The organism is Actinacidiphila yanglinensis (assembly GCF_900107965.1).
GTDB classification, from domain to species: domain Bacteria; phylum Actinomycetota; class Actinomycetes; order Streptomycetales; family Streptomycetaceae; genus Actinacidiphila; species Actinacidiphila yanglinensis.
In genome coordinates this window covers 302,784-322,475 of sequence record NZ_FNVU01000008.1, presented here as the reverse complement: position 1 = coordinate 322,475, position 19,692 = coordinate 302,784, and the positions used below count along the sequence as shown (strand labels likewise).

Genomic DNA, 19,692 nt, shown 5'->3' with positions numbered 1-19,692 from the left:
AGCCGGCGTCCTCAATTCACCCGGCCGTACCACACGCCGCTGGTCCAGATCCGCTCCAGCCGGACCGTGGCGCCGGTCTTGGGCGCGTGCCAGATGTAGCCGCCGCCCGCGTAGATCCCGACGTGGTACACGGAGGAGCCTGACGAGCCGCTGTGGAAGAAGACGAGGTCGCCCGCCCTGCGGGAACTCGCGGAGATGTGCGTGGTGCGGTTGTACTGCGCCGAGGCGGTGCGGGGGAGTTTCTTGCCCGCCCGTTTGAACGAGTACAACGTCAGCCCCGAGCAGTCGAATCGGTTGGGGCCGGTGGCGCCCCACTGGTAGGGCGAGCCCTTCTTCGACGCGGCGATGCTCAGCGCCTGGGCCGAGACGGCGGCGGCGTCGGCCTGCTGGGCGGCGCCCGGCAGCAGGGGTGGGACGGCGACGGCAGCCGCCGTGAGCAGGGAGGCGGCTCCGAGCCGCGAGAGCCGGGCGGACGCCGGCCTGAGGTCGATGCGGTTGGGCGTGCACATGCGCAACCCTTCGTCATCAGCCTGCGAAGGATGACCTGTCGGGTTCGGGCTGGCGAAGATGCCCGGCCGCGTACGGCGGCTTCACCCCAAGGGCGCCCCGGCGCCCGCCGGAGACCGGCGGGCGCGGGTCGACCCGTCGTGCTGGGTCCTCCGCTCCTGCCGTTGCACTCGTGTCGACCTGGCATCCGCGCGTCGGCAGGACTGGGCATCCGCACGGACCGCCCCGCCACGGTGGCGGGGGCTTGTCGTCACCACGGATGGTTACGCACACGGCGAGCCGGTGCGGGGACAGAAACGCGCGATGTGAGTTTCGTCACATCGCCTCCAGCCGGGTGAACCCGAGGCGCAACCCCCCGGTCGTGCGCCCCCCTCGTACCCGCTGAACTGCGCGAACCGGTGGGCGCCCGGAGGCGGTCCAGCCGACACGCGCAATCGCGCACCCGATTGCCACACGAACTTCCGATACGCCAATGGGCTGATGGGATCGGGAGGGGTATCGGCGAAAAAGGTGACAGGCAGTCACGCCGGTCGAGATCACTCAGGGGTCCGCACGGGCCGCCTCATTCGCCCGGAGCCTCCGGTCCGCCCGATCCGCCCGATCCGCCCGACCCGGCGGTCGCCGGATCGGGCGCCACCGCGACCCGTGCGGACCGCCGCTCCCCGTCCAGGACGCGCAGCGCCCGGCCGAGCGTGGCGTGGTGCAGGTCCGTCTCACCGCGCAGGTGCATCACCGTCAGCGCGTCCCGCAGCGCCACCGCCCGGCTGACGAGGGCCTGGGCGGAACGCAGCGCCGTGTAGGTGTCGGTGGTGCGGGAGGGGTTGATCCGGCCCATCAGGTCGACCAGTTCCAGGTAGCAGTCGACGAGTTCGCCCTCCGAGCGGGTGAGGGCGGGCAGCGGCGGGAGTTCGGGCACCACCGGGGCTCACCGCGCGCGGGGCCCGCGCGGGGCCGCGGACTTGCGGCTGGTGGTCATCATGTCGACCAGCCCGTACGCGACCGCCGACTCGGCGTCGAGGATGGTGTCGCGCTCCAGGTCCGCGGTGATCCGCTCGGCCGGCTGCCCGGTGTGCCGGACCAGCAGGGTCTCCAACTGCTCGCGGGTGCGCAGCATCTCGTTCGCCTGGATCTCCAGGTCCGAGGTGTCTCCCTGCACCACGTCGCCCAGCGCCGGCTGGTGGATGAGTACGCGCGCGCCCGGTGTGATCATCCGCTTGCCCGGAGCGCCCGCCGCCAGCAGGACCGCGGCCGCCGACGCGGCCTGCCCGATGCACACCGTCGCCACGTCGCAGGTGACGAACTGCATGGTGTCGTAGATCGCGGTCATCGACGAGAAGGAGCCGCCGGGGGAGTTGATGTAGACGCTGATGTCCTGGTCGGGGGACGCGCTCTCCAGATGGATGAGTTGGGCCATCACGTCGTTCGCCGAGGTGTCGTCGATCTGGGTGCCCAGGAAGATGATCCGTTCCTGGAGCAGCTTGGAGTACGGGTCCATGGTGCGCACGCCGTTGCTGCTGCGCTCGGTGAACTCGGGCAGGACGTAGCGGGCGGTGGGGGTCAGGGACGCCGTCGGCGTCCTGGGCGTCATGCGGTCGGTCATCGCACACCTCCGTCGACGCCGCGCCGATGCCTCGGGGCGCCGCCTCGGGGTCCCCGGCGCCGGCATCGCGCACGGCATCAGTGCCGTCAGGTCAAAATGTACAGGACGTACATCTCGTTATGATGGTGAGCATGACCCACGACGTACCGGTGACACAAGCGCGCGCGCAGCTCGCCGAACTGATCAACCGCGTGGTCTACGGCGGCGAACAGGTGGTGCTGACCCGGCACGGCAAGCCCCTGGTCGGCCTGGTCTCCGCCGCTGACCTGCAACGACTGCGGGAGCTCGACGAGCAGGCCGAGGAGCAGGTGATCAGTACGGTCTCGACCGTGGGCGGTCGCGCGTCCGCCACGGGCGAACGCCGCCGGTTCGGCATCGCCGCCGAGCATCGCGGTCCCCAGCCGGGCGACCGCCGCCCGTAACAGCCGTTAACGCGGGGGAAATCCCGCGGAACTAATCTCGCGGTCCGGAGACTGTGAGGTGTGGCTGTGCGGTTGACCCCCCATGAGCAGGAGCGGCTGCTGATCCACGTGGCCGCCGACGTGGCCGAGCGGCGGCGCGCCCGCGGCCTGCGCCTGAACCACCCCGAGGCGGTGGCGCTGATCACCGCGCACATCCTCGAAGGCGCCCGGGACGGCCGCGGGGTGGCGGAGTTGATGGCGTCCGGCCGGACCGTGCTGACCCGCGCGGACGTCATGGACGGCATTCCCGAGATGATCCCCGAGGTGCAGGTCGAGGCGACCTTCCCCGACGGCACCAAGCTCGTGACCGTCCACGACCCGATCGTCTGAGGGGGCGGCGCCGTGATCCCCGGAGAGATCCTGCCCGCCGAGGGGACCGTGCCGATCAACGCCGGCCGCCCGGTCACCCGGCTCACCGTGCTCAATGCGGCCGACCGCCCGGTCCAGGTCGGCTCCCACTACCACTTCGCCGAGGCCAACCCGGGGCTGCGGTTCGACCGGGCCGCCGCCCGCGGCCTGCGGCTGAACATCGCCGCCGGAACCGCCGTCCGCTTCGAGCCCGGCATCCCCGTCGAGGTCGAACTCGTCCCCGTCGCCGGGCACCGCGTCGTCGCCGGACTGCGGGGCGAGACCGCGGGGCCGCTCGACGCGACCCCCGAGCCGAACGGAGCCGCCGGTGCCTGAGCTGTCCCGCGCCGTATACGCCCGCCTGTACGGGCCCACCACCGGCGACCGGATCCGCCTCGCCGACACCGATCTGCTGATCGAGGTGGAACGCGATCTCGCCGGCGGCCCCGGCAGCGCCGACCACCCCGGTACGGCGGGCGACGAGGCGGTGTTCGGCGGCGGCAAGGTCATCCGCGAGTCCATGGGCCAGGGCCGCGCCACCCGGGCCGAGGGCGCCCCCGACACCGTGATCACCGGCGCCGTCGTCCTCGACCACTGGGGCGTGGTCAAGGCCGACGTCGGCATCCGCGACGGCCGGATCACCGCGCTGGGCAAGGCGGGCAACCCGGAGACGATGGACGGGGTCCATCCCGACCTCGTGATCGGCCCGGACACCGAGGTCATCGCGGGCAACGGCGCGATCCTCACCGCCGGCACCATCGACGCGCACGTCCACTTCATCTCGCCGACCCTGGTCGACCAGGCGCTCGCCACCGGCTGCACCACCCTGGTCGGCGGCGGCACCGGCCCGGCGGAGGGCAGCAAGGCCACCACGATCACCCCGGGCGGCTGGCACCTGGCAAGGATGTTCGCCGCACTGGAGGCGTACCCGGTCAACGTCGGGCTGCTGGGCAAGGGCAACACCGTCAACCAGCCCGCGATGCACCAGCAGCTCAGGGACGGCGCCGTCGGCTTCAAGATCCACGAGGACTGGGGCGCCACCCCGGCCGCGATCGACGCGTGCCTGTCCGTCTGCGAGCGCAGCGGCGCACAACTCGCCATTCACACCGACACGTTGAACGAAGCGGGCTTCGTCGAGGACACGCTTGCCGCGATCGCCGGACGCGGCGTGCACGCCTACCACACGGAGGGCGCCGGCGGCGGGCACGCGCCCGACATCATCACCGTCGTCTCCCAGCCGCACGTCCTGCCGTCCTCCACCAACCCCACCCGGCCGCACACCGTCAACACCGTCGAGGAGCACCTCGACATGCTGATGGTCTGCCATCACCTCAACCCGGCCGTCCCCGAGGACCTCGCGTTCGCCGAGTCACGCATCCGGCCCACCACCATCGCCGCCGAGGACGTGCTGCACGACCTCGGCGCCATCAGCATCATCAGCTCCGACTCCCAGGCCATGGGACGGATCGGCGAGATCGCGATGCGCACCTGGCAGACCGCGCACGTCATGAAGCGCCGCCGCGGGTCCCTGCCCGGCGACGGCCCCGCCGACAACCACCGGGCTCGCCGCTACATCGCCAAGTACACCATCAACCCCGCGATCGCCCAGGGGCTGGACGCGGAGATCGGCTCCGTAGAGGCCGGAAAGATGGCCGACCTGGTGCTGTGGCAGCCCGCGTTCTTCGGCGTGAAACCCCAACTGGTCATCAAGGGCGGCCAGATCGCCTACGCGCAGATGGGCGACGCCAATGCGTCCATCCCCACACCCCAACCGGTGCTGCCCCGGCCCATGTTCGGCGGGGTCGGCGCCGCGCCCGCCGCGAACTCCGTCAACTTCGTGACCCGGGCCGCCCTCGACGACGCGCTGCCCGAACGGCTCGGCCTCGCCAAGCGGTTCACCGCGACCCGAGGCACCCGCAAGGTCACCAAGGCCGACATGAGGGAGAACGACACGCTGCCCAGGGTGGAGGTCGACGCCGACACGTTCACCGTACGGATCGACGGGGAGGTCGTGGAACCATCACCCGCGACCGAACTTCCCATGGCCCAGCGCTACTTCCTCTTCTGAGGGATCATGGCGACGGACCACGGCTGCCCCGTCCCCGGCGCGCGTGCCGCACTGCTGCTGCTCGCCGACGGCCGCTTCCCGGCGGGCGGACACGCGCACTCCGGCGGCGCCGAGGCGGCGGTGGCCGAGGGCCGGCTGCGGGACGCGGGTACGCTCGCGGAGTTCTGCCGGGGCCGGTTGCACACCACGGGACTGGTCGCCGCCGCACTGGCCGCGGCGGCGACCTCCGGGGCCGATCCGCTCGGCCTCGACGACGCGGCGGACGCGCGCACGCCGTCCGCCGCGCAGCGCGCGGTGTCGCGGCGGCTGGGCCGCCAACTGCTGCGGGCGGCACGGGCCGTGTGGCCCGCCCCTGCGCTCGACGACCTTGCGGCGGCCCGGCCGCGCGGCGTGCACCAGCCCGTCGTGCTCGGGCTCACCGCCGCGTCGGCGGGGCTGCTGCCGCTGGATGCGGCGTACGCCGCGGCGTACGACTGCGTCAGCACGCCCGCGTCGGCGGCGGTGCGGCTGCTCGGGCTCGACCCGTTCCAGGCGGCGGCCGTCCTGGCCGCACTGGCCGCGGAGGTCGACTCCGTCGCGGAAGAGGCCGAGGGCGCCGGGCGGCGAGCCCTGCGGGAAGGGCCCGCCGCGTTGCCTGCGGGATCGGCGCCCCTGCTGGATCTTGGCGCGGAAGCGCATGCGGGGTGGGCCGTGCGGCTCTTCGCGTCATGAGGGGCCCTCCGGGGGCGGGGGCCGCGACCCTCCGGGGCGGTGGGTTCCGTCGGTCGAGGGATCACCTGTCGGTGGTGGGTTCTCGCGCAGTTCTCCTCCAGGGCGTCGCCTGGGAGGTGCCCCCACGCGCCCCTGATCGGTGCGGGTTGGCGGAGTTCGTGGAGCACTCCTCCCCAGGGCTTCGCCTGGGAGGTGCGCCGCGCTCCTGGTCCGTACGGGAGCCACAGGGCATGGAGTTGGACGTGTCGGACGAAGGGAGTGGTGAGGATGCATCGGGATGGGCCCGAGGTCTTTCCGGAGCGGTATACGGCTTCGGTGGAAGTGGGGGAGAGGGCGCTGCGGGTGGGGCTGGGCGGGCCCGTGGGGTCGGGGAAGACGGCGACCGTGGCCGCCTTGTGCCGGGCGCTGCGCGCCACCGTGTCGATCGGGGTGGTGACGAACGACATCTACACGCGGGAGGACGCGGACTTCCTGCTGCGGGAGGCGGTGCTGCCCGCGGAGCGGATCGTCGCGGTGGAGACGGGGGCGTGTCCGCACACCGCGATCAGGGACGACATCTCGGCGAACCTGGAGGCGGTCGAGGAGTTGGAGGAGGCGGTCGGCCCGTTGGACCTGGTGCTGGTGGAGTCGGGCGGGGACAACCTGACGGCGACGTTCTCGCGGGGCCTGGTGGACGCGCAGGTGTTCGTGATCGACGTGGCGGGCGGCGACGACATCCCGCGGAAGGGCGGCCCCGGGGTGACGACGGCCGACCTGCTGGTGGTCAACAAGATCGATCTGGCCCCGTACGTCGGCGCCGACCTGGAGCGGATGGCCGTCGACGCGGCCGCCCAACGCGGCGCGCTGCCCGTGCTGTTCACCGCAGTGAAGCAGCCGGGCGGGATCGACCCGGTCGCGGCCTGGGTGGGTGACCGGCTGGCCGCGTGGCGGGCGGTCCGCACGTGACGGACAGCACGGCGGCGCAGGGGGTGACGGCCGTCGCGCGGATGCGTGCGGTGCCCGACGGGCGGGCCGGCACGGCGCTGCCTCTGCTGGCCGGCGAGGGACCGTTGGCGCTGCGGCGGACCGGGTCGCCCGGCGATGGGGGTGCGCACGTCACCGTCGTGGGGGCGATGACGGCGCCGCTCGGCGGGGACCGGCTGCGGATCGAGGCGGAGGTGGCGCCCGGCGCCCGGCTGACCGTGGGCGCCTCGGCGGCGACGGTGTCGCTGCCCGGCCGGGACGGCGAGCAGGCGGCGTACGACGTGCGGCTGGCCGTCGGGGCGGACGCCGAACTGCGCTGGCTGCCGGAACCGGTGATCGCCGCCCGCGGCAGCGACCTGCGCATGACCACCCGGGTCCGACTCGCTGCCGGGGCCCGCCTGTTGCTGCGCGAGGAGCAGATCCTCGGCCGCTACGGCGAGCCGGCCGGCCGCCTCGTCACCCGCCTCTCCGTGGAACTCGACGGGCGCCCCCTGCTCGATCAGGAACTGTCCTTCGGCCCGGGCACCGCGCCCGGGTGGGACGGCCCGGCCGTGCTCGGCGGTCATCGTGCGGTCGGCCAACTCCTGCTGGTGGCACCGGAGCTGGGGGAGGAGAAGGCCGAACTCGCCGACGTGCCGGCGGAGTACGGTCGCGCGGCGCTCACCCCGCTCGCCGGCCCGGCCCGGCTGGTCACCGCGATCGCCCCCGACGGACACCACCTGCGCCGCCTGCTCGACGCCTACCTGCACCGTTTTCCGGGCGGGTGACTCCCCGGCCGCTGACCGCCGGCCCCCTCAGACGTCCGCCGCCAGTGCCTCCGCGAAGATCCGCGCCGCCCCCGCCGGTTCCGGGCGGGTCAGCACCTCCACCCGGTGGACCAGGCGCGGCGCGACCAGCGGGACTGCCACCACGGACCCGGCCGGCACGTCCCCGCCCCAGCCGGCCGCCCAGCCGGGCAGCGCGGCCAACCCGTGTCCTGCGGCGGCGAGTTGCCGCACCACCCCGGAGTCCGCACCGCGGTACCGCATCCCCACCGGAAAGGGCGAGCCCGTCGCCGCGCGCAGCGCCGCCAGGTCCACCGCGGCGTCCGGCGCGTCCAGCCACCGCGCATCCGCCAGATCGGCCAGCCGCAGCCCGCCGCGCCCGGCCAGCGGATGGTCGGCCGGCAGCAGCACCATCAGCGGGTCCTCGCCCGCGCGCACGACCGACAACCCGGCCGCGTCCGGCAGCGGCAGCGGGTCGGTCGGCGCCACGGTCCCGGCCACCAGGCCCGCGTCCAGAGCGCCGTCCGCGATACCCCGCACCACCTGCGCCGGGTCCAGCAGCCGCAGTTCCACCTCGGCCCGGGGCGTCCGCGCCCGTACGACGTCCAGCGCCCGCACCGCCCGCCCGCCGAGCGCGAGCGCGCCCGCCGCGCCGATCACCAGCCGGTCCGGGGGAGTGCGCGCCACCCGTACGACGTCCGCGCGGGCGGCGGCGAGGCGGGCCAGCAGGGGGCCGGTGTGGTCGAGCAGCCGGGCACCCGCCTCCGTGGGCGACACCGGGCGGCGGCCGAGGAGTTCCACGCCCAGGTCGGCCTCGAGTGCGGCGACGTGCTGGGAGACCGCCGACTGGGTGTAGCCGAGTTCCCTGGCCGCCGCCGAGAAGGAGCCCAACCGCGCCACCTCGGCGAACGTACGCAGCAGATGCGGGTCCATGTCCATCAGTATCACTGATGTCGCCACCATCGATCATCGTTGGACGCGATGACCCGGTGGCCCGCAGCATGGGAGGCATGACGACGACACCGCCGGAAGCGGCACCTCCGTCCCGCCCCGCACGCCTCGCCCTCGTCGGGGACCGCTCCCCGTCCGTCCGTTCGCACCAGCGCATCCCGGGCCTGCTCGCGGCACTGAACGAGCGCCATGGCCTGGCCGTCGATCCGTACTGGATCCCCACGCAGGACGCCGAACTCCCCGGCGCCGTCGACGGTTTCGACGCCGTGTGGCTGCTGCCGGGCAGCCCGTACCGCAGCGAGGCGGGTGCGCTCGCGGCCGTGCGCACCGCCCGGACCCGCGGCATCCCCTTCCTCGGCACCTGCGGCGGCTTCCAGCACGCGCTGCTGGAGTACGCCCGCGACGTCTGCGGACCGGCCGGCGCCAGGCACCTTGAGAACGACCCGAGCGACGCCGAGTACGGCGACGACGTCCTGATCGCCCCGCTCGCCTGCTCGCTCGTGGGGCGCGAGGGGCGCCTCCGCACGGTCCCGGGCAGCCTCGCCGAACGCCTGCTCGGCAGCAGGGAGACGGTCGAGCGGTACCACTGCGGGTACGGGCCGGTGCCGGGGCTGCTGCCCCGGCTGGAGGCGGCCGGGCTCCGCTTCACCGGGCACGACACCGAGGGCGCCGCCCGGGTCGCCGAACTGCCCGGCCACCCCTTCTACCTCGCCACGCTCTTCCAGCCGGAGCTGTCCGGCGACGGCAACGACCCGCACCCCTACATCAGGGCTCTTGCCGAGGCCGCGCTCGCCCGGGTGGGCAGCCGCCGGACCGCCACCGCCTCGCCCGGCCCCGCCTGACCCGACGCCGGCTGCTCCGGGTCACGCCCGCCACACCGGGTTACTCCGTGGACTCCGCCGCGATCGGCTCGGTGCGCGGCGCGGCCACCCGCACGTAGTCCTTCGTGTTCAGCGCCAGCGAGCGGTCCAGCCGCGCCGCGTTGAAGAAGATCTCGTCGTGGACCAACAGCCCCGGATCGACGACCAGTTCCAGCTTCTCGTCGAACGAGAAGGGCAGCACGGTGCCGCTCACGCTGCCCGCCAGGCGCTCGGCGATGTCCCGGGACGCGAACGACACGTAGGTGCCGGAGAGCATCGCCTTCACCGCGCCCAGGTCCACCCGTCGGTCGCCCGGCACCACGGCGAGGACGTAACGCGTCACCTTCTTCCCCACCTTGACCATCACCACGATGCACTTCGCCGCCTGTGGCAGGGCGTTGCCGCGCATCGCGCTCACCAGCTCGGTGGCGCCCTCCGGTGCGTGGTCGATGATCCGGTACTGCGCGCCGTGCTCGTCCAGCAGCCCGATCAGCCGGTCGTAGGTCTCGTGGTCGCCGTCGGTCCCGCCCGCCGTCTGCGTGTCGTCCGACGCGTGCGTCACTTGCTCGCTCATGGCCCCGCTCACTGTGCTCGTGTTCCGGTCCCGGTCCTTCGTCGCGGGTCCGGCGCGTCGTCCCGGTCCTCCGATGCGTCCCGGCCCTCCGGAGCGTCCGGCGCGAACACCGCGGTGAACGCCGCCCGGGTCGGGGAGTTCCCGCTCCGGTCCAGCACCGCGAAGACCGCCTCGTCCACCGCGCCGGTGAACCGCCCGCCCGGACCGAGCAGCGCCGCGAAGGCTCCCGCGACCTCGGCCGGGTCGTTGCGGAAGACCCCGCAGCCCCAAGCGCCCAGCACCAGACGCCGGTAGCCGTTCGCCACCGCCACCTCCAGCACGCGTTCCGCGCGTGCCGCCAGCGCCGGTCCGACCTCCCGCACCCGCTCCGGCATCGTACGCGCGATCACGCCCGCGTTCGGTGCGGGGGAGGTGAGGAAACCCGCGAGGTACGGCTGTGCGAGGAGCGTGCCGGAGTCCGCCCGGAAGACGGGGACCGCGGGGGAGTGGATCACCCGGTCGCTGTAGAAGGTGTCGCGGACCTCGCGGTGGTGGGCGTAGAACTCCGGTGCGCGCAGCAGGCAGTGGTACAGCGCCGAGGCCCGGCACAGCGCCTCCTCCTGCGCCTGGGCGCCGTTGACGTAGCCGCCGCCCGGGTTGCGCGCGGAGGCGAAGTTCAGCACCGCGACCGCGCCGGCGCCGTCCGCGACCAGCCGTTGCGCCGCCTGCGTGCTGCTCTCCGGCGTGACCGTGCAGCGCGTGCCGGGCCCGCCGCCGGCCGACGCCGGGACCTCGACCGGCATCGGGCCGTACATCGCCGTGCCGTCGGCCGCGCCCGCCACCGCGGCGGCCACGTCCACCCAGCGCCCGTCGGGGCCGGTCCAGCCGCCCTCGGCGATGATCCGTGCGTTCTCGCGGGCGATGTTCCGCAGTCGTGCGCTCATGCTCCGGCACGGTACGGCCAAGACCCGCCCCCGCACGATCCGTTATCGCCCGCGCGGGGGCCGCGGCACGGGTCCGGGGTGCGCCCCGCGCGGCCGCCGGACGCCTCCGCACACCGCCTTGCACCGCCCGCAAGACGCGATATAGCGTGAACCGTGTTCCGTCGGATCCCCCCAGGAGGTCGCCTCGTGTCCGAACCGTCGCCGCGGAAGTCGCCGGAGCCGGGCGGGACGGTCGACGCGCACCTGCGGGTGTCGGACGACGAACGGGACCACAGCGCGGCCCTGCTCGGCGACGCGTTGGCCGCCGGGCGGATCGACGTCGGCGAGCACGCCGAGCGGCTGGAGGCCGTCTACGCCGCACGCACCCGCGGGGACCTGGCACCGGTCACCGCCGACCTGCCGACCGCCACACCCGGTGCCCCGTTGTCCGCGCCGGGCGACAGCGCGCCCGTCGAGGCGCTGTTCGCGAAGGTACGGCGCGCGGGGCAGTGGCCGGTGCCGCCGCACACCGTCGCCCGGGCCCGTTTCGGCGCGATCGTCATCGACCTGCGGCAGGCGGTGTTCACCCGCCGCGAGGTGGTGATCGAGGCCGTCTCCTTCTTCGGCAAGGTCGAGATCCTGGTCCCCGACAACGCGAACGTCTACGACACCGGTTCCGCCCTGTTCGGGAAGCGGTCCCAGACGGGCAGCCGGGAGGGCAAGGAGGCCGACGGTCCGGTCGTGCGGATCACCGGGCGTTCGGTGTTCGGCCACGTCCGGGTGATGCGCGGCTCGAAGTGGGCCGCCTGGCTCGGTCACCACATGGGCGGCCAACTGGACGCCGGCATGGAGCAGTTCAGCCGCCACCTGGATCGGCGCATGGAGCACCTCGGCCGGCACATGGATCGCCGCATGGGCCGGGGAACGGGCGGGGACGACGGCGGGGACGGCGGCCGCGACTCCTGAGCGCGTGGCCCCGGCGGCGGCCGCGCCCGGCCGACAGCCCCTCCGATCCCGAGCCAGGCCGCGCCTCGCCGCCCGCCGCCCGCCCGCCGCCGTGACGCCGCACGCGGCGATCAGCCCCGCTTCGCCAGCCAGGCGTCCTCCGCCGCGTAGTCGAACCAGTCGCCGGACGCGTCCGAGAGCTTCGCCGGCAGCGGGAAGCGCTCCTTCCAGTCCGCGCCGGTCACCTCGTCCACCAGCCACGCCACCGTCCCGGGCAGCGAGTCCTCGTACGTCGTGACCGCCCGGTATCCCAACTCCCGCTCGGCCGCGGTCATGTCGAGCACGACCGGGTACTGCGTCGCCCACGGGTGGCTGCCCACGGTCGGCTCCGGCGGCGGCCCGTCCACCAGGACGGTCTCGGAGGTGCGGCCCATCGCCCGGTCGATCTCGGCGCTGATCTCCGCGGCGGTCGGCACCGCGGGGTCGCCGGCGTTGAGCACCCGCGAGCCGGGAGCGCGCGCGGCCAGCCGGACGAGTTCGGCGATGTTCGCGGCGTGCACCGGGTGGAACCTGGTGGTCCCGCCGTACGGCAGCACGCGCACCGTGCGGCCGTCCAACGCCCGCTTCACGAAGTACAGTTCGCGCGGCAGCGGGCTGTGCGGGCCGTGGATCGCGCCGGCCCGCAGCAGCGTGCTCGGCAGCCGGTCGCCGGCCGCCAGCAGGGTCTGCTCCAGCTCCACCTTGCGGGTGCCGTACGTCTCCGGGCCCGCGGCGACCGTCGGCTGCGTCTCGGGGATCGGCACCGGATAGCGCGGGAAGCCGTCCGGCTCCTCCTGGGTGTCGAAGCTGCGGCCCTCCTCGTCCCGGTAGATCGCGGCGCTGGAAATCACCACCGCCGAACCGATCCGGTCGGCCAGTGACAGCAACTGCCGGGCGTGCTCGCCGTCGTAGGCGACGCAGTCCAGCAGGACGTCGCAGCCGTCGCCCAGCGCCGCGGCCAGCGCGGCGGTGTCCGTGCGGTCCACCCGCACGGTCCGGACCCCGGGCGGCCAGCCGCCGTCCGATCCGCCGCCCCGCGACGCCGCCGTCACCTGCCAGCCGTCCGCGGCGAGCGCGCGCACCGCCTGCCTGCCGATCTGCCCTGATGCTCCGAGGATGAACGCTGTTCCCGTCATGCGCCGAACGTACGGCCCCCCGATCGGCCCGACCAGGGTGTTATGCCCTGCGCGGATCCGCGCAGGGCGCAATCCGCCGGTACGGCGCGGGCGCGGGGACGGCGGGGCGCGGCCGGGGGCCAGGGGGACGGCAGAGCCACGGAGACGGCGCCCACGAAACGGCGGCCCCCGGCCGGGCCGGTGGAAATCGCGATGCGGCGGCCCCGTCCGGCTGCCTACAGTTGGCAGTGCCGCGAAGCGAAGGCAGGGGCTCCTTCTCCCCCACAGGGGGGAATTCCTCCCCTGCCGGCCCGTACTCGCAGCACCCCACGGGGGGAGACAACTGGACACGGGTGGCCGGCGAAGCGCAGTGCGGGCCTCCTTCAGGATCAAGCGGTTGCGGGTTCGAGTCCTGCCCGGACCCTTCGGGCCCGGTAGCTCAATCGGCTGGAGCACCTTGGCACGCGCCCGTACGACCCGGCACTCGCCGGCCGCCCGGGCCCAGTTGTGGCACCTCCCGTCCGGTCGCCTCGCGGCCGGACCGACGACGGTGGACGACAACCGAACAGGCGCCGCGAAGCGCAGCACGAGCCTACTTCCGCTCATCACGGGGAGGTCGCGGGTTCGAATCCCGCCCGGCCCGCCAAGGGGGGCCGGTAGCTCAGCACGGCAGAGCACCATGAAGCCCGTGCGACAGGAACTCGCGGCGCCCGTCCGGGCCCACCGGCCGGTCCGATCATCCACCCCCACCCGTACCGCACGCGGGCCTCGCCCTGCCCGCGGCCGGCCGAGTGCGGGACCACGCCCTCATGGCAACTGCCATGACGACACGTCAGGAGATCGGAACCATGGGCAAGTTCGCCGCGCGCCGCCGCGCTCCCACCGGCCCGGTGGCCACCACCGGCCGCACCACCACCTACGAGGGCGGCGCCGCCTTCAGCCGGGACGCCAAGAGCGACCTGTTCCTGCTCGCCGCCGCCTCCATGGTCGGCGAGGACACCTTCTACGAGTCCGCCGCCGACCGCGACAGCCGGTTCCGGCAGCTCGTGCACGCCGTGACCCGGACCGACCCGGACTGGGTGGCGCGGTTCGTGCCGTACCTGCGCGGTGAGATGAACATGCGCTCGGCCGCGGTCGTGGTCGCGGCCGAGTCCGCGCTGGCCCGTCGCGCCGGCACCGACGTCGTGCCGAGCGTCTCCGTACGGAAGCTGGTCGACTCCGCGCTGCTGCGCGCCGACGAGCCCGCCGAGTTCCTCGCCTACTGGAAGGCGCGCACCGGCAAGGCCACGCTGCCTGGCGGGGTGCAGCGCGGTCTCGGCGACGCCGTCACCCGCCTCTACACCGAGCAGGCCGCGCTGAAGTACGACGGGGCGGCCGCGGCCTGGCGGATGGCCGACGTGGTGGCGCTCGCCAAGCCGCGCCCGGCCGGGCCGTGGCAGGCCGACCTGTTCGACTACCTCGCCGACCGGCGCTGGAAGCGGGACGTCGTGCGGGTCACCGCCCGGCTGCCGGTGCTCACCGCCTACCGGGCCGCCATGGCCATGCCCGTCGCCGAGCGCCGCGCGTACTTCCTCGCGGACCCGGCGCGGTTGGGCGCTGCCGGGATGACGTGGGAGCAGCTGGCCTCGCTCGGGGCGATGGACGCCGCCGCCTGGTCGGCGATCGCGCCGCGGATGGGGCTGATGGCGCTCACCCGCAACCTGCGCAACTTCGACGAGGCAGGCGTGCCCGACGACGTCGCCGAGCGGCTCGCGGCGCGGCTCGCGGACCCCGAGCAGGTGCGGCGCTCCCGGCAGTTCCCCTACCGGTTCCTGTCCGCGTACCGCGCGGCGCCGTCGCTGCGCTGGGGCGCCGCACTGGAGCGGGCGCTCCTCGCGTCGACGGGGAACATCCCGGCGCTGCCGGGCCGCACGCTGGTCCTGGTCGACACGTCCGCGTCGATGCGGCGGGCGATCTCGGGGCGCAGCCAGGTCCGGCACGTGGACGTGGGCGCGCTGTTCGCGGTCGCGCTGGCCGCGCGGGGCTGCGACGTCGACCTGGTCGGCTTCGCCAGCGGCGTGTTCAGCCACCGGCTGCGGCGCGGCGGGAGCGTGCTGCGGCAGGCCGACGAGTTCTGCGCGCGGGTCGGTGAGGTCGGGCACGGCACCGAGACGGTCACCGCGCTCAAGACCGCCTACCGGCGGCACGACCGGGTGGTGCTGTTCTCGGACATGCAGGCGTTCGCGTACCCGGGGACCGGCGCGCACGGCCTGTCCGTGTCCACGGCGGTGCCCGCCTCCGTGCCGATGTTCGGCGTCAACACGGCGGGGTACGCGCCGTCGGCGCTCGACACCGCCACCGCGGGCCGCTACGAGATCGCGGGGTTCTCGGACCGGCTGTTCACGCTGGTGGACCTCCTCGCCCGCGGCCGCGACGCCACGTGGCCCTGGGAGCCGTGAGGGGCGGTGATCGCCCGCCGCGGAAGCCGCCCACCGGTCCGGGCGGGGGAGAAGCGGGGGAGAAGGGGCCTTGTTCCGCGCGCCGTCCGGAGTGCCCGGCCGGGCGGCACGCGGCCGGGCACTCGAACCGCCGAGGCGCCCGTGCTCTTCGCCGGCGGCGAAGCGCACCCCCTGGGCCGCGCCGGGCCTTCCCGGGGCTCGCGTCGTACGGGGTGATCCGGCGCCCGTCCCCGCCCGACGCCCGTCCGGACCTCGCGGCTACCAGTCGCCGTCCACCACCTGCCCGGGCGCGTCACCCAGCGGCGTGATCTGCTGCGAGTCCGGGGCCACCCACGGCTGCTCGTCGTCGCCGAGCCAGTCGCCGGCCGGCCGCACCTGCTCCAGCGGGCCGGCCGCCGCCACGTCGTCGGCGTCCGCGTCGTAGTACGCGAACCACGGCAGCCCGGCGGCGGTGTAGGCGGCCCGGTCCACCGGTGAGGCGGGCGCCGGCTCCCCGGTGATCTCCCGCCACTGCGGAGCCGTCGCCAGGTGCACGAACACCCGGCCGGAGGGCTTGCGCCGCCAATCGTCCAGCGGCCGCACGTCGCGGTAGACCTCCTGCCGCATCAGGCCGCCCGCGCCCAGGCCCATCGCGGCCGCGGTCCGCCGGGCCGCCGGTGACCGTGGTCCGCCGGGTTCCGCCGCCGGGCTCTCCGGTGCGTGGGCCGCCATCGGCACGGCCGGCGGCCCGGGCGCACCGCCCGGCTGCGCTCCGCCGACCCCGCCCCACCCGGCCACCTCCCGCTCGGGAACCGCCCGTGCGCGCTGCTCGGCGTGCCACCGCGCCAGCACCGACGTGCGGAGCTCGAACACCTGCAACTGCACGCCGCCCCAGACTTCGGCGCCCGAGACCTGGCCCTCCACGGTCGCGCCCAGCCCCAGCGGCACCGCCACGAACTGCCGGATCGTGCCCCGGCCGGAGTTGATGCCGTCCAGCCACGGCTGGCGCGGCAGCACCAGGTAGTTCTGCGGATCCTGCGCCAGCCGGTCGCTCCACGGCCGCCCCGACACCGCGCACACCTTGCCCACCCCCACCTGGAGGGCGACCGGGGCGGAGGCGGAGAAGCTCAGCCACATCGCCTCGCGCTGGTAGACCGGCAGCAGCACCCCGCCGTGCCCGAGCCACTGCTCAGGAGCCCGGTCCGGGTAGTCCGCGACCCGCCGCAAGGGGAAGCCGCCCAGTCCGGGCGGCAGCGGATGGGTGCCGGTCTCCGGCAGCCGCAGCGTCCGCATGAAGCGCACCGTGGCCCCGCCGGGCAGCTCGAGCGCCCCCTGCGAGACCCTCACCTGTCCGCCCATCCACGGGCCCCCCTCCGGTCAACCGCGACCGCGCGCCTGCAGCGACGCCAGATAGGCGTTGTACGCCACGAGTTCCGCGTCGCCGTTCCGCTCCGCGGCCCGGTCGGTACGGCGCGCCTGCCGCTTCTCGGAGGTGTACCACTGGAACAGCAGGGCCACCAGCACGACCACCGAGGGGATCTCGCTGAATGCCCACGCGATGCCACCGGCCGCCGTCTGGTCGCTGAGCGGGTGCACGTTCAGCGACGCGGGCGGGTGCTTGAAGGTACTGACCATCGGCTCGCTCGCCATCATCAGCGCGATCCCGAAGAACGCGTGGAACGGCATGCCCGCGAACAGCTCCAGCATCCGCATCACGTAGCCCGGCCGATGCGGGCCCGGGTCGATCCCCATGATCGGCCAGAAGAACACCAGGCCCACCGCGAGGAAGTGCAGCATCATCGCGATGTGCCCGGTCTGGCTGCGCATCAGGTCGTCGAAGATCGGCGTGAAGTACAGCCCGTACAGGCTCGCCACGAACAGCGGGATGGTGAACGCCGGGTGGGTGACCACCCGCATCAGCCGGCTGTGCAGGAACGCCACCAGCAGCTCGCGCGGACCGGTGCGGCCGCGCCCGGCGGTCGGCAGCGACCGCAGCGCCAGCGTCACCGGGGCGCCCAGCAGCAGCAGGAGCGGCGAGAGCATGCTGAGCACCATGTGCTGCACCATGTGCACGCTGAACATCGCCATGCCGTAGTCGTTGAGCTTCGTGCACATCGTCACGCCGACGGTCAGCACCCCGACCGCGAAGGACACCGTGCGGCCCACCGGCCACCGGTCGCCGCGGCGGATCAGCCGCGCCACGCCCCAGCCGTACAGCGCCAGCAGCACGACGCACAGCACCAGGAAGAACGGATCACCGCCGAAGGCCAGCCCGCGGCCCAGCGTGAACGGCGGCAGGTCCGCGTCCATGCCCGGCATTCCCGGCATGGCCAGCATGGCCGAACCGCCGTGATCCATCTGTCACTCCTTCACCCGATGTGCCCGCACCAGACTAGAACCGCCCCCGGTCGCGGATCCGGCCGGGGGCGTCGACAGCGGGTGGGGAGGGGGTCAGCGGCGGATCCACCGCCCGGGTACGGCGCTCAGAGCACGCACTCGGCCTCGGTGTAGCGCTCGACCGGCACCGTCTTGAGGTGCTCGACCGCCTCCGAGAGCGGGACCAGGTCGATGTCGGTGCCGTGCAGCGCCGTCATCATCCCGAACCTGCCGTTGTGCACGGCCTCCACCGCGTGCCAGCCGAAGCGCGTGGCCAGCACCCGGTCGTACGCGGTCGGGGTGCCGCCGCGCTGCACGTGGCCGAGTATCACCGGGCGGGCCTCCTTGCCCAGCCGCTCCTCCAGCTCCACCGAGAGCTGGTTGGCCACCCCGGAGAACCGCTCGTGCCCGTAGACGTCGGTCGCGCCGGAGGTGAAGTCCATCGTGCCCTCGCGGGGCTTGGCGCCCTCGGAGACCACCACGATCGCGAACTTCTTGCCCGCCTCGAAGCGCTTGCCGACCACGTCGGTCAGCTCCTGCACGTCGAACGGCCGCTCCGGCACCACGATCGCGTGCGCGCCCGCCGCCATCCCGGAGTGCAGCGCGATCCACCCGGTGTGCCGGCCCATGACCTCCACGATCAGCACCCGCTGGTGCGACTCCGCGGTGGTCTTCAACCGGTCCAGCGCCTCGGTCGCGACGGTCACCGCGGTGTCGAAACCGAAGGTGACGTCGGTGGAGGCGATGTCGTTGTCGATCGTCTTCGGCACTCCGACTATCGGCAGCCCCGCGTCCGACAGCAGCCGGGCCGCCTTGAGCGTGCCCTCGCCGCCGATCGGGATGATCGCGTCCAGGCCCAGGTCGGCGACGTGGCCGCGGGCCTGCTCCACCCCGCCGCGCAGGTGCGCCGGCTGGACCCGGGAGGAACCCAGGATGGTGCCGCCGCGGGCCAGGATGCCGCTCACCGCATCGAGGTCGAGCTTGCGGTAGTCGCACTCGAGCAGGCCCTTCCACCCGTCGTGGAAGCCGATGACCTCGTCGCCGTGGTCCACCACGGCACGGTGCACCACGGACCGGATGACGGCGTTCAGCCCGGGGCAGTCGCCGCCGCTGGTCAGGACACCAATACGCATCGCTCGCTACTCCTGCAACTCAACCGGACGGCCGGACCCCGTCGTCCGGATGGATCGTCGCCAGCTTACCGAGCGGGACCCGGGCGCCTCCACGGCGACCGCACTGCGGACACCTGACGATTACCCGAACGGCAGGGCACGTCCGCACAGCGTCACGGTGACGTCCCTGGTCCGCCCGGGTCCTGCGGTTCAGGCCGGCTGGACCGCCGCGGCGATCCGCTCCGCGCGCAGCGCGTCGTACCACTGGTCGTCGACCGGCGGCAGCGCGTTGACGTCCAGCGCCAGCTTGATCAGCATGTCCGCGATGTGCGGGTTGCGGGCCATGACCGGGCCGTGCATGTAGGTGCCGAACACCGTGTCGTTGAACGCGCCCTCCGTGCCGTCGCCGGTGCCGTTGCCCCGTCCGATCCGCACCCGCGCGAGCGGACGCGCGGTCGGCCCGAGGTGCGTGACGCCCTGGTGGTTCTCGAACCCGGTCAGCGGCGGCAGACCCAACTGAGGATCGATGTCGGCCAGTACGTCACCGACGCACCGCTCGCCCTCGCCGCGCGTGCTCACCACGTCCAGCAGGCCCAGGCCCGGCTCGGGGTGGCCCAGGTCGTTGACGAACTCGTGGCCGAGGATCTGGTAGCCCGCGCAGACCGAGAAGACGATCGCGCCGTTGGCCACGGCCCGGTTGAGCCCGCCGTCGCGGCGCAGGCGTTCCGCCGCCAGCCGCTGCGGCCGGTCCTCGCCGCCGCCGACCAGGTAGATGTCGCCGGAGGTGGGGATCGGCTGGTCGGAGCGGACGTCGACCCGGGTGACCGGCACCCGGCGCTGCTGCGCCCGCCGTTCCACCACCAGCGCGTTGCCCTGGTCGCCGTAGGTGCTGAGCAGGTCGGGGTAGACCCACACCAGGCGCAGGCTGGAATCACTCATGCGTGCTTCTCCTCGGGTCCGTTGGGGGGATCGGGCCTGG

General features: G+C 74.0%; 21 protein-coding genes. 10 read left to right on the top strand and 11 right to left on the bottom strand.

Annotation, left to right across the window (positions count from 1 at the left end; all coding sequences use genetic code 11):
• Nucleotides 1–11 precede the first annotated feature (11 nt).
• The 3 genes from C4U44_RS20785 to C4U44_RS20775 form a co-directional block, all read right to left on the bottom strand.
• Nucleotides 12–509 (bottom strand): C40 family peptidase, encoded by a 498-nt coding sequence (locus C4U44_RS20785; RefSeq protein WP_103887358.1) that lies wholly within the window; start codon nt 507–509, stop codon nt 12–14.
• 560 nt (nt 510–1,069) lie between these two features.
• Nucleotides 1,070–1,426, bottom strand: a complete 357-nt coding sequence (locus C4U44_RS20780; RefSeq protein ID WP_103887357.1) for a hypothetical protein — start codon at nt 1,424–1,426, stop codon at nt 1,070–1,072.
• Nucleotides 1,427–1,432: 6 nt separating this feature from the next.
• Nucleotides 1,433–2,107, bottom strand: coding sequence for an ATP-dependent Clp protease proteolytic subunit (locus tag C4U44_RS20775; protein WP_235032227.1), 675 nt, complete (start codon nt 2,105–2,107; stop codon nt 1,433–1,435).
• Nucleotides 2,108–2,238: 131 nt separating this feature from the next.
• Between C4U44_RS20775 and C4U44_RS20770 the strand changes: the two genes are divergently transcribed.
• The 7 genes from C4U44_RS20770 to C4U44_RS20740 all read left to right on the top strand — a co-directional run bounded on the left by C4U44_RS20770 (nt 2,239) and on the right by C4U44_RS20740 (nt 7,425).
• Nucleotides 2,239–2,529: a type II toxin-antitoxin system Phd/YefM family antitoxin gene (locus C4U44_RS20770; protein ID WP_103887455.1), complete on the top strand. Its 291-nt coding sequence runs from the start codon at nt 2,239–2,241 to the stop codon at nt 2,527–2,529.
• A gap of 66 nt (nt 2,530–2,595) precedes the next feature.
• The gene (locus C4U44_RS20765; protein WP_103887356.1) at nt 2,596–2,898 is read left to right on the top strand and encodes an urease subunit gamma; all 303 of its coding nucleotides are present in this window, start codon (nt 2,596–2,598) and stop codon (nt 2,896–2,898) included.
• A 12-nt stretch (nt 2,899–2,910) separates the two neighbouring features.
• Entirely contained in the window at nt 2,911–3,252 is a 342-nt protein-coding gene (locus C4U44_RS20760) for an urease subunit beta (RefSeq protein ID WP_103887355.1), read from the top strand.
• Entirely contained in the window at nt 3,245–4,984 is a 1,740-nt protein-coding gene (locus C4U44_RS20755; RefSeq protein ID WP_103887354.1) for an urease subunit alpha, read from the top strand. The genes C4U44_RS20760 and C4U44_RS20755 overlap by 8 nt, the downstream gene beginning before the upstream one ends.
• Before the next feature lie 6 nt (nt 4,985–4,990).
• On the top strand, nt 4,991–5,695 hold the full coding sequence (locus C4U44_RS20750) for an urease accessory protein UreF (protein WP_103887353.1): 705 nt from the start codon (nt 4,991–4,993) through the stop codon (nt 5,693–5,695).
• A gap of 267 nt (nt 5,696–5,962) precedes the next feature.
• The gene (ureG, locus tag C4U44_RS20745) at nt 5,963–6,640 is read left to right on the top strand and encodes an urease accessory protein UreG (protein ID WP_103887352.1); all 678 of its coding nucleotides are present in this window, start codon (nt 5,963–5,965) and stop codon (nt 6,638–6,640) included.
• Nucleotides 6,641–6,681: 41 nt separating this feature from the next.
• Complete coding sequence (locus C4U44_RS20740) at nt 6,682–7,425, top strand: urease accessory protein UreD (protein ID WP_103887453.1); 744 nt, start codon at nt 6,682–6,684, stop codon at nt 7,423–7,425.
• A 27-nt stretch (nt 7,426–7,452) separates the two neighbouring features.
• On the opposite strand, the gene C4U44_RS20735 is transcribed toward C4U44_RS20740, so the two are convergent.
• The gene (locus C4U44_RS20735; protein ID WP_103887452.1) at nt 7,453–8,355 is read right to left on the bottom strand and encodes a LysR family transcriptional regulator; all 903 of its coding nucleotides are present in this window, start codon (nt 8,353–8,355) and stop codon (nt 7,453–7,455) included.
• Between the two features lie 77 nt (nt 8,356–8,432).
• Here C4U44_RS20735 and C4U44_RS20730 point away from each other — a divergent pair, with 77 nt between their 5' ends.
• Nucleotides 8,433–9,215: a CTP synthase C-terminal region-related (seleno)protein gene (locus tag C4U44_RS20730; protein WP_103887351.1), complete on the top strand. Its 783-nt coding sequence runs from the start codon at nt 8,433–8,435 to the stop codon at nt 9,213–9,215.
• Nucleotides 9,216–9,255: 40 nt separating this feature from the next.
• On the opposite strand, the gene C4U44_RS20725 is transcribed toward C4U44_RS20730, so the two are convergent.
• Both C4U44_RS20725 and C4U44_RS20720 read right to left on the bottom strand, forming a co-directional pair.
• Nucleotides 9,256–9,807, bottom strand: a complete 552-nt coding sequence (locus C4U44_RS20725) for a YbaK/EbsC family protein (protein ID WP_103887350.1) — start codon at nt 9,805–9,807, stop codon at nt 9,256–9,258.
• Nucleotides 9,808–9,815: 8 nt separating this feature from the next.
• Complete coding sequence (locus C4U44_RS20720) at nt 9,816–10,730, bottom strand: TIGR02452 family protein (protein WP_103887349.1); 915 nt, start codon at nt 10,728–10,730, stop codon at nt 9,816–9,818.
• Between the two features lie 186 nt (nt 10,731–10,916).
• On the opposite strand from C4U44_RS20720, the gene C4U44_RS20715 reads away from it, so the two are divergent.
• Entirely contained in the window at nt 10,917–11,675 is a 759-nt protein-coding gene (locus C4U44_RS20715; RefSeq protein WP_235032226.1) for a DUF1707 SHOCT-like domain-containing protein, read from the top strand.
• Between the two features lie 110 nt (nt 11,676–11,785).
• Here the strand turns inward: C4U44_RS20715 and C4U44_RS20710 are convergent, their stop codons facing one another.
• Nucleotides 11,786–12,829, bottom strand: a complete 1,044-nt coding sequence (locus C4U44_RS20710) for an NAD-dependent epimerase/dehydratase family protein (protein ID WP_103887348.1) — start codon at nt 12,827–12,829, stop codon at nt 11,786–11,788.
• Between the two features lie 827 nt (nt 12,830–13,656).
• Here C4U44_RS20710 and C4U44_RS20705 point away from each other — a divergent pair.
• Nucleotides 13,657–15,246 (top strand): TROVE domain-containing protein, encoded by a 1,590-nt coding sequence (locus tag C4U44_RS20705; protein WP_103887347.1) that lies wholly within the window; start codon nt 13,657–13,659, stop codon nt 15,244–15,246.
• A 258-nt stretch (nt 15,247–15,504) separates the two neighbouring features.
• Here C4U44_RS20705 and C4U44_RS20700 read toward each other — a convergent pair whose 3' ends face one another.
• From C4U44_RS20700 to C4U44_RS20685, 4 genes are all read right to left on the bottom strand, one after another.
• Nucleotides 15,505–16,584, bottom strand: a complete 1,080-nt coding sequence (locus C4U44_RS20700) for a hypothetical protein (RefSeq protein ID WP_103887346.1) — start codon at nt 16,582–16,584, stop codon at nt 15,505–15,507.
• A gap of 18 nt (nt 16,585–16,602) precedes the next feature.
• The gene (locus C4U44_RS20695; RefSeq protein WP_103887345.1) at nt 16,603–17,583 is read right to left on the bottom strand and encodes a cytochrome c oxidase assembly protein; all 981 of its coding nucleotides are present in this window, start codon (nt 17,581–17,583) and stop codon (nt 16,603–16,605) included.
• Nucleotides 17,584–17,708: 125 nt separating this feature from the next.
• The gene (locus C4U44_RS20690) at nt 17,709–18,734 is read right to left on the bottom strand and encodes a 6-phosphofructokinase (RefSeq protein WP_103887344.1); all 1,026 of its coding nucleotides are present in this window, start codon (nt 18,732–18,734) and stop codon (nt 17,709–17,711) included.
• Nucleotides 18,735–18,923: 189 nt separating this feature from the next.
• Nucleotides 18,924–19,652, bottom strand: a complete 729-nt coding sequence (locus C4U44_RS20685; protein WP_103887343.1) for a type 1 glutamine amidotransferase — start codon at nt 19,650–19,652, stop codon at nt 18,924–18,926.
• Nucleotides 19,653–19,692 lie beyond the last annotated feature (40 nt).

Bases quoted from the DNA above. Each gene is read 5' to 3' on its own strand.
- C4U44_RS20785 (WP_103887358.1), bottom strand. From the start codon at position 509: ATGTGCACGCCCAACCGCATCGACCTCAGGCCGGCGTCCGCCCGGCTC.
- C4U44_RS20775 (WP_235032227.1), bottom strand. From the start codon at position 2,107: ATGACCGACCGCATGACGCCCAGGACGCCGACGGCGTCCCTGACCCCC.
- C4U44_RS20770 (WP_103887455.1), top strand. From the start codon at position 2,239: ATGACCCACGACGTACCGGTGACACAAGCGCGCGCGCAGCTCGCCGAA.
- C4U44_RS20750 (WP_103887353.1), top strand. From the start codon at position 4,991: ATGGCGACGGACCACGGCTGCCCCGTCCCCGGCGCGCGTGCCGCACTG.
- ureG (WP_103887352.1), top strand. From the start codon at position 5,963: ATGCATCGGGATGGGCCCGAGGTCTTTCCGGAGCGGTATACGGCTTCG.
- C4U44_RS20740 (WP_103887453.1), top strand. From the start codon at position 6,682: ATGCGTGCGGTGCCCGACGGGCGGGCCGGCACGGCGCTGCCTCTGCTG.
- C4U44_RS20735 (WP_103887452.1), bottom strand. From the start codon at position 8,355: ATGGACCCGCATCTGCTGCGTACGTTCGCCGAGGTGGCGCGGTTGGGC.
- C4U44_RS20730 (WP_103887351.1), top strand. From the start codon at position 8,433: ATGACGACGACACCGCCGGAAGCGGCACCTCCGTCCCGCCCCGCACGC.
- C4U44_RS20725 (WP_103887350.1), bottom strand. From the start codon at position 9,807: ATGAGCGAGCAAGTGACGCACGCGTCGGACGACACGCAGACGGCGGGC.
- C4U44_RS20720 (WP_103887349.1), bottom strand. From the start codon at position 10,730: ATGAGCGCACGACTGCGGAACATCGCCCGCGAGAACGCACGGATCATC.
- C4U44_RS20710 (WP_103887348.1), bottom strand. From the start codon at position 12,829: ATGACGGGAACAGCGTTCATCCTCGGAGCATCAGGGCAGATCGGCAGG.
- C4U44_RS20705 (WP_103887347.1), top strand. From the start codon at position 13,657: ATGGGCAAGTTCGCCGCGCGCCGCCGCGCTCCCACCGGCCCGGTGGCC.
- C4U44_RS20700 (WP_103887346.1), bottom strand. From the start codon at position 16,584: ATGGGCGGACAGGTGAGGGTCTCGCAGGGGGCGCTCGAGCTGCCCGGC.
- C4U44_RS20695 (WP_103887345.1), bottom strand. From the start codon at position 17,583: ATGGATCACGGCGGTTCGGCCATGCTGGCCATGCCGGGAATGCCGGGC.
- C4U44_RS20690 (WP_103887344.1), bottom strand. From the start codon at position 18,734: ATGCGTATTGGTGTCCTGACCAGCGGCGGCGACTGCCCCGGGCTGAAC.
- C4U44_RS20685 (WP_103887343.1), bottom strand. From the start codon at position 19,652: ATGAGTGATTCCAGCCTGCGCCTGGTGTGGGTCTACCCCGACCTGCTC.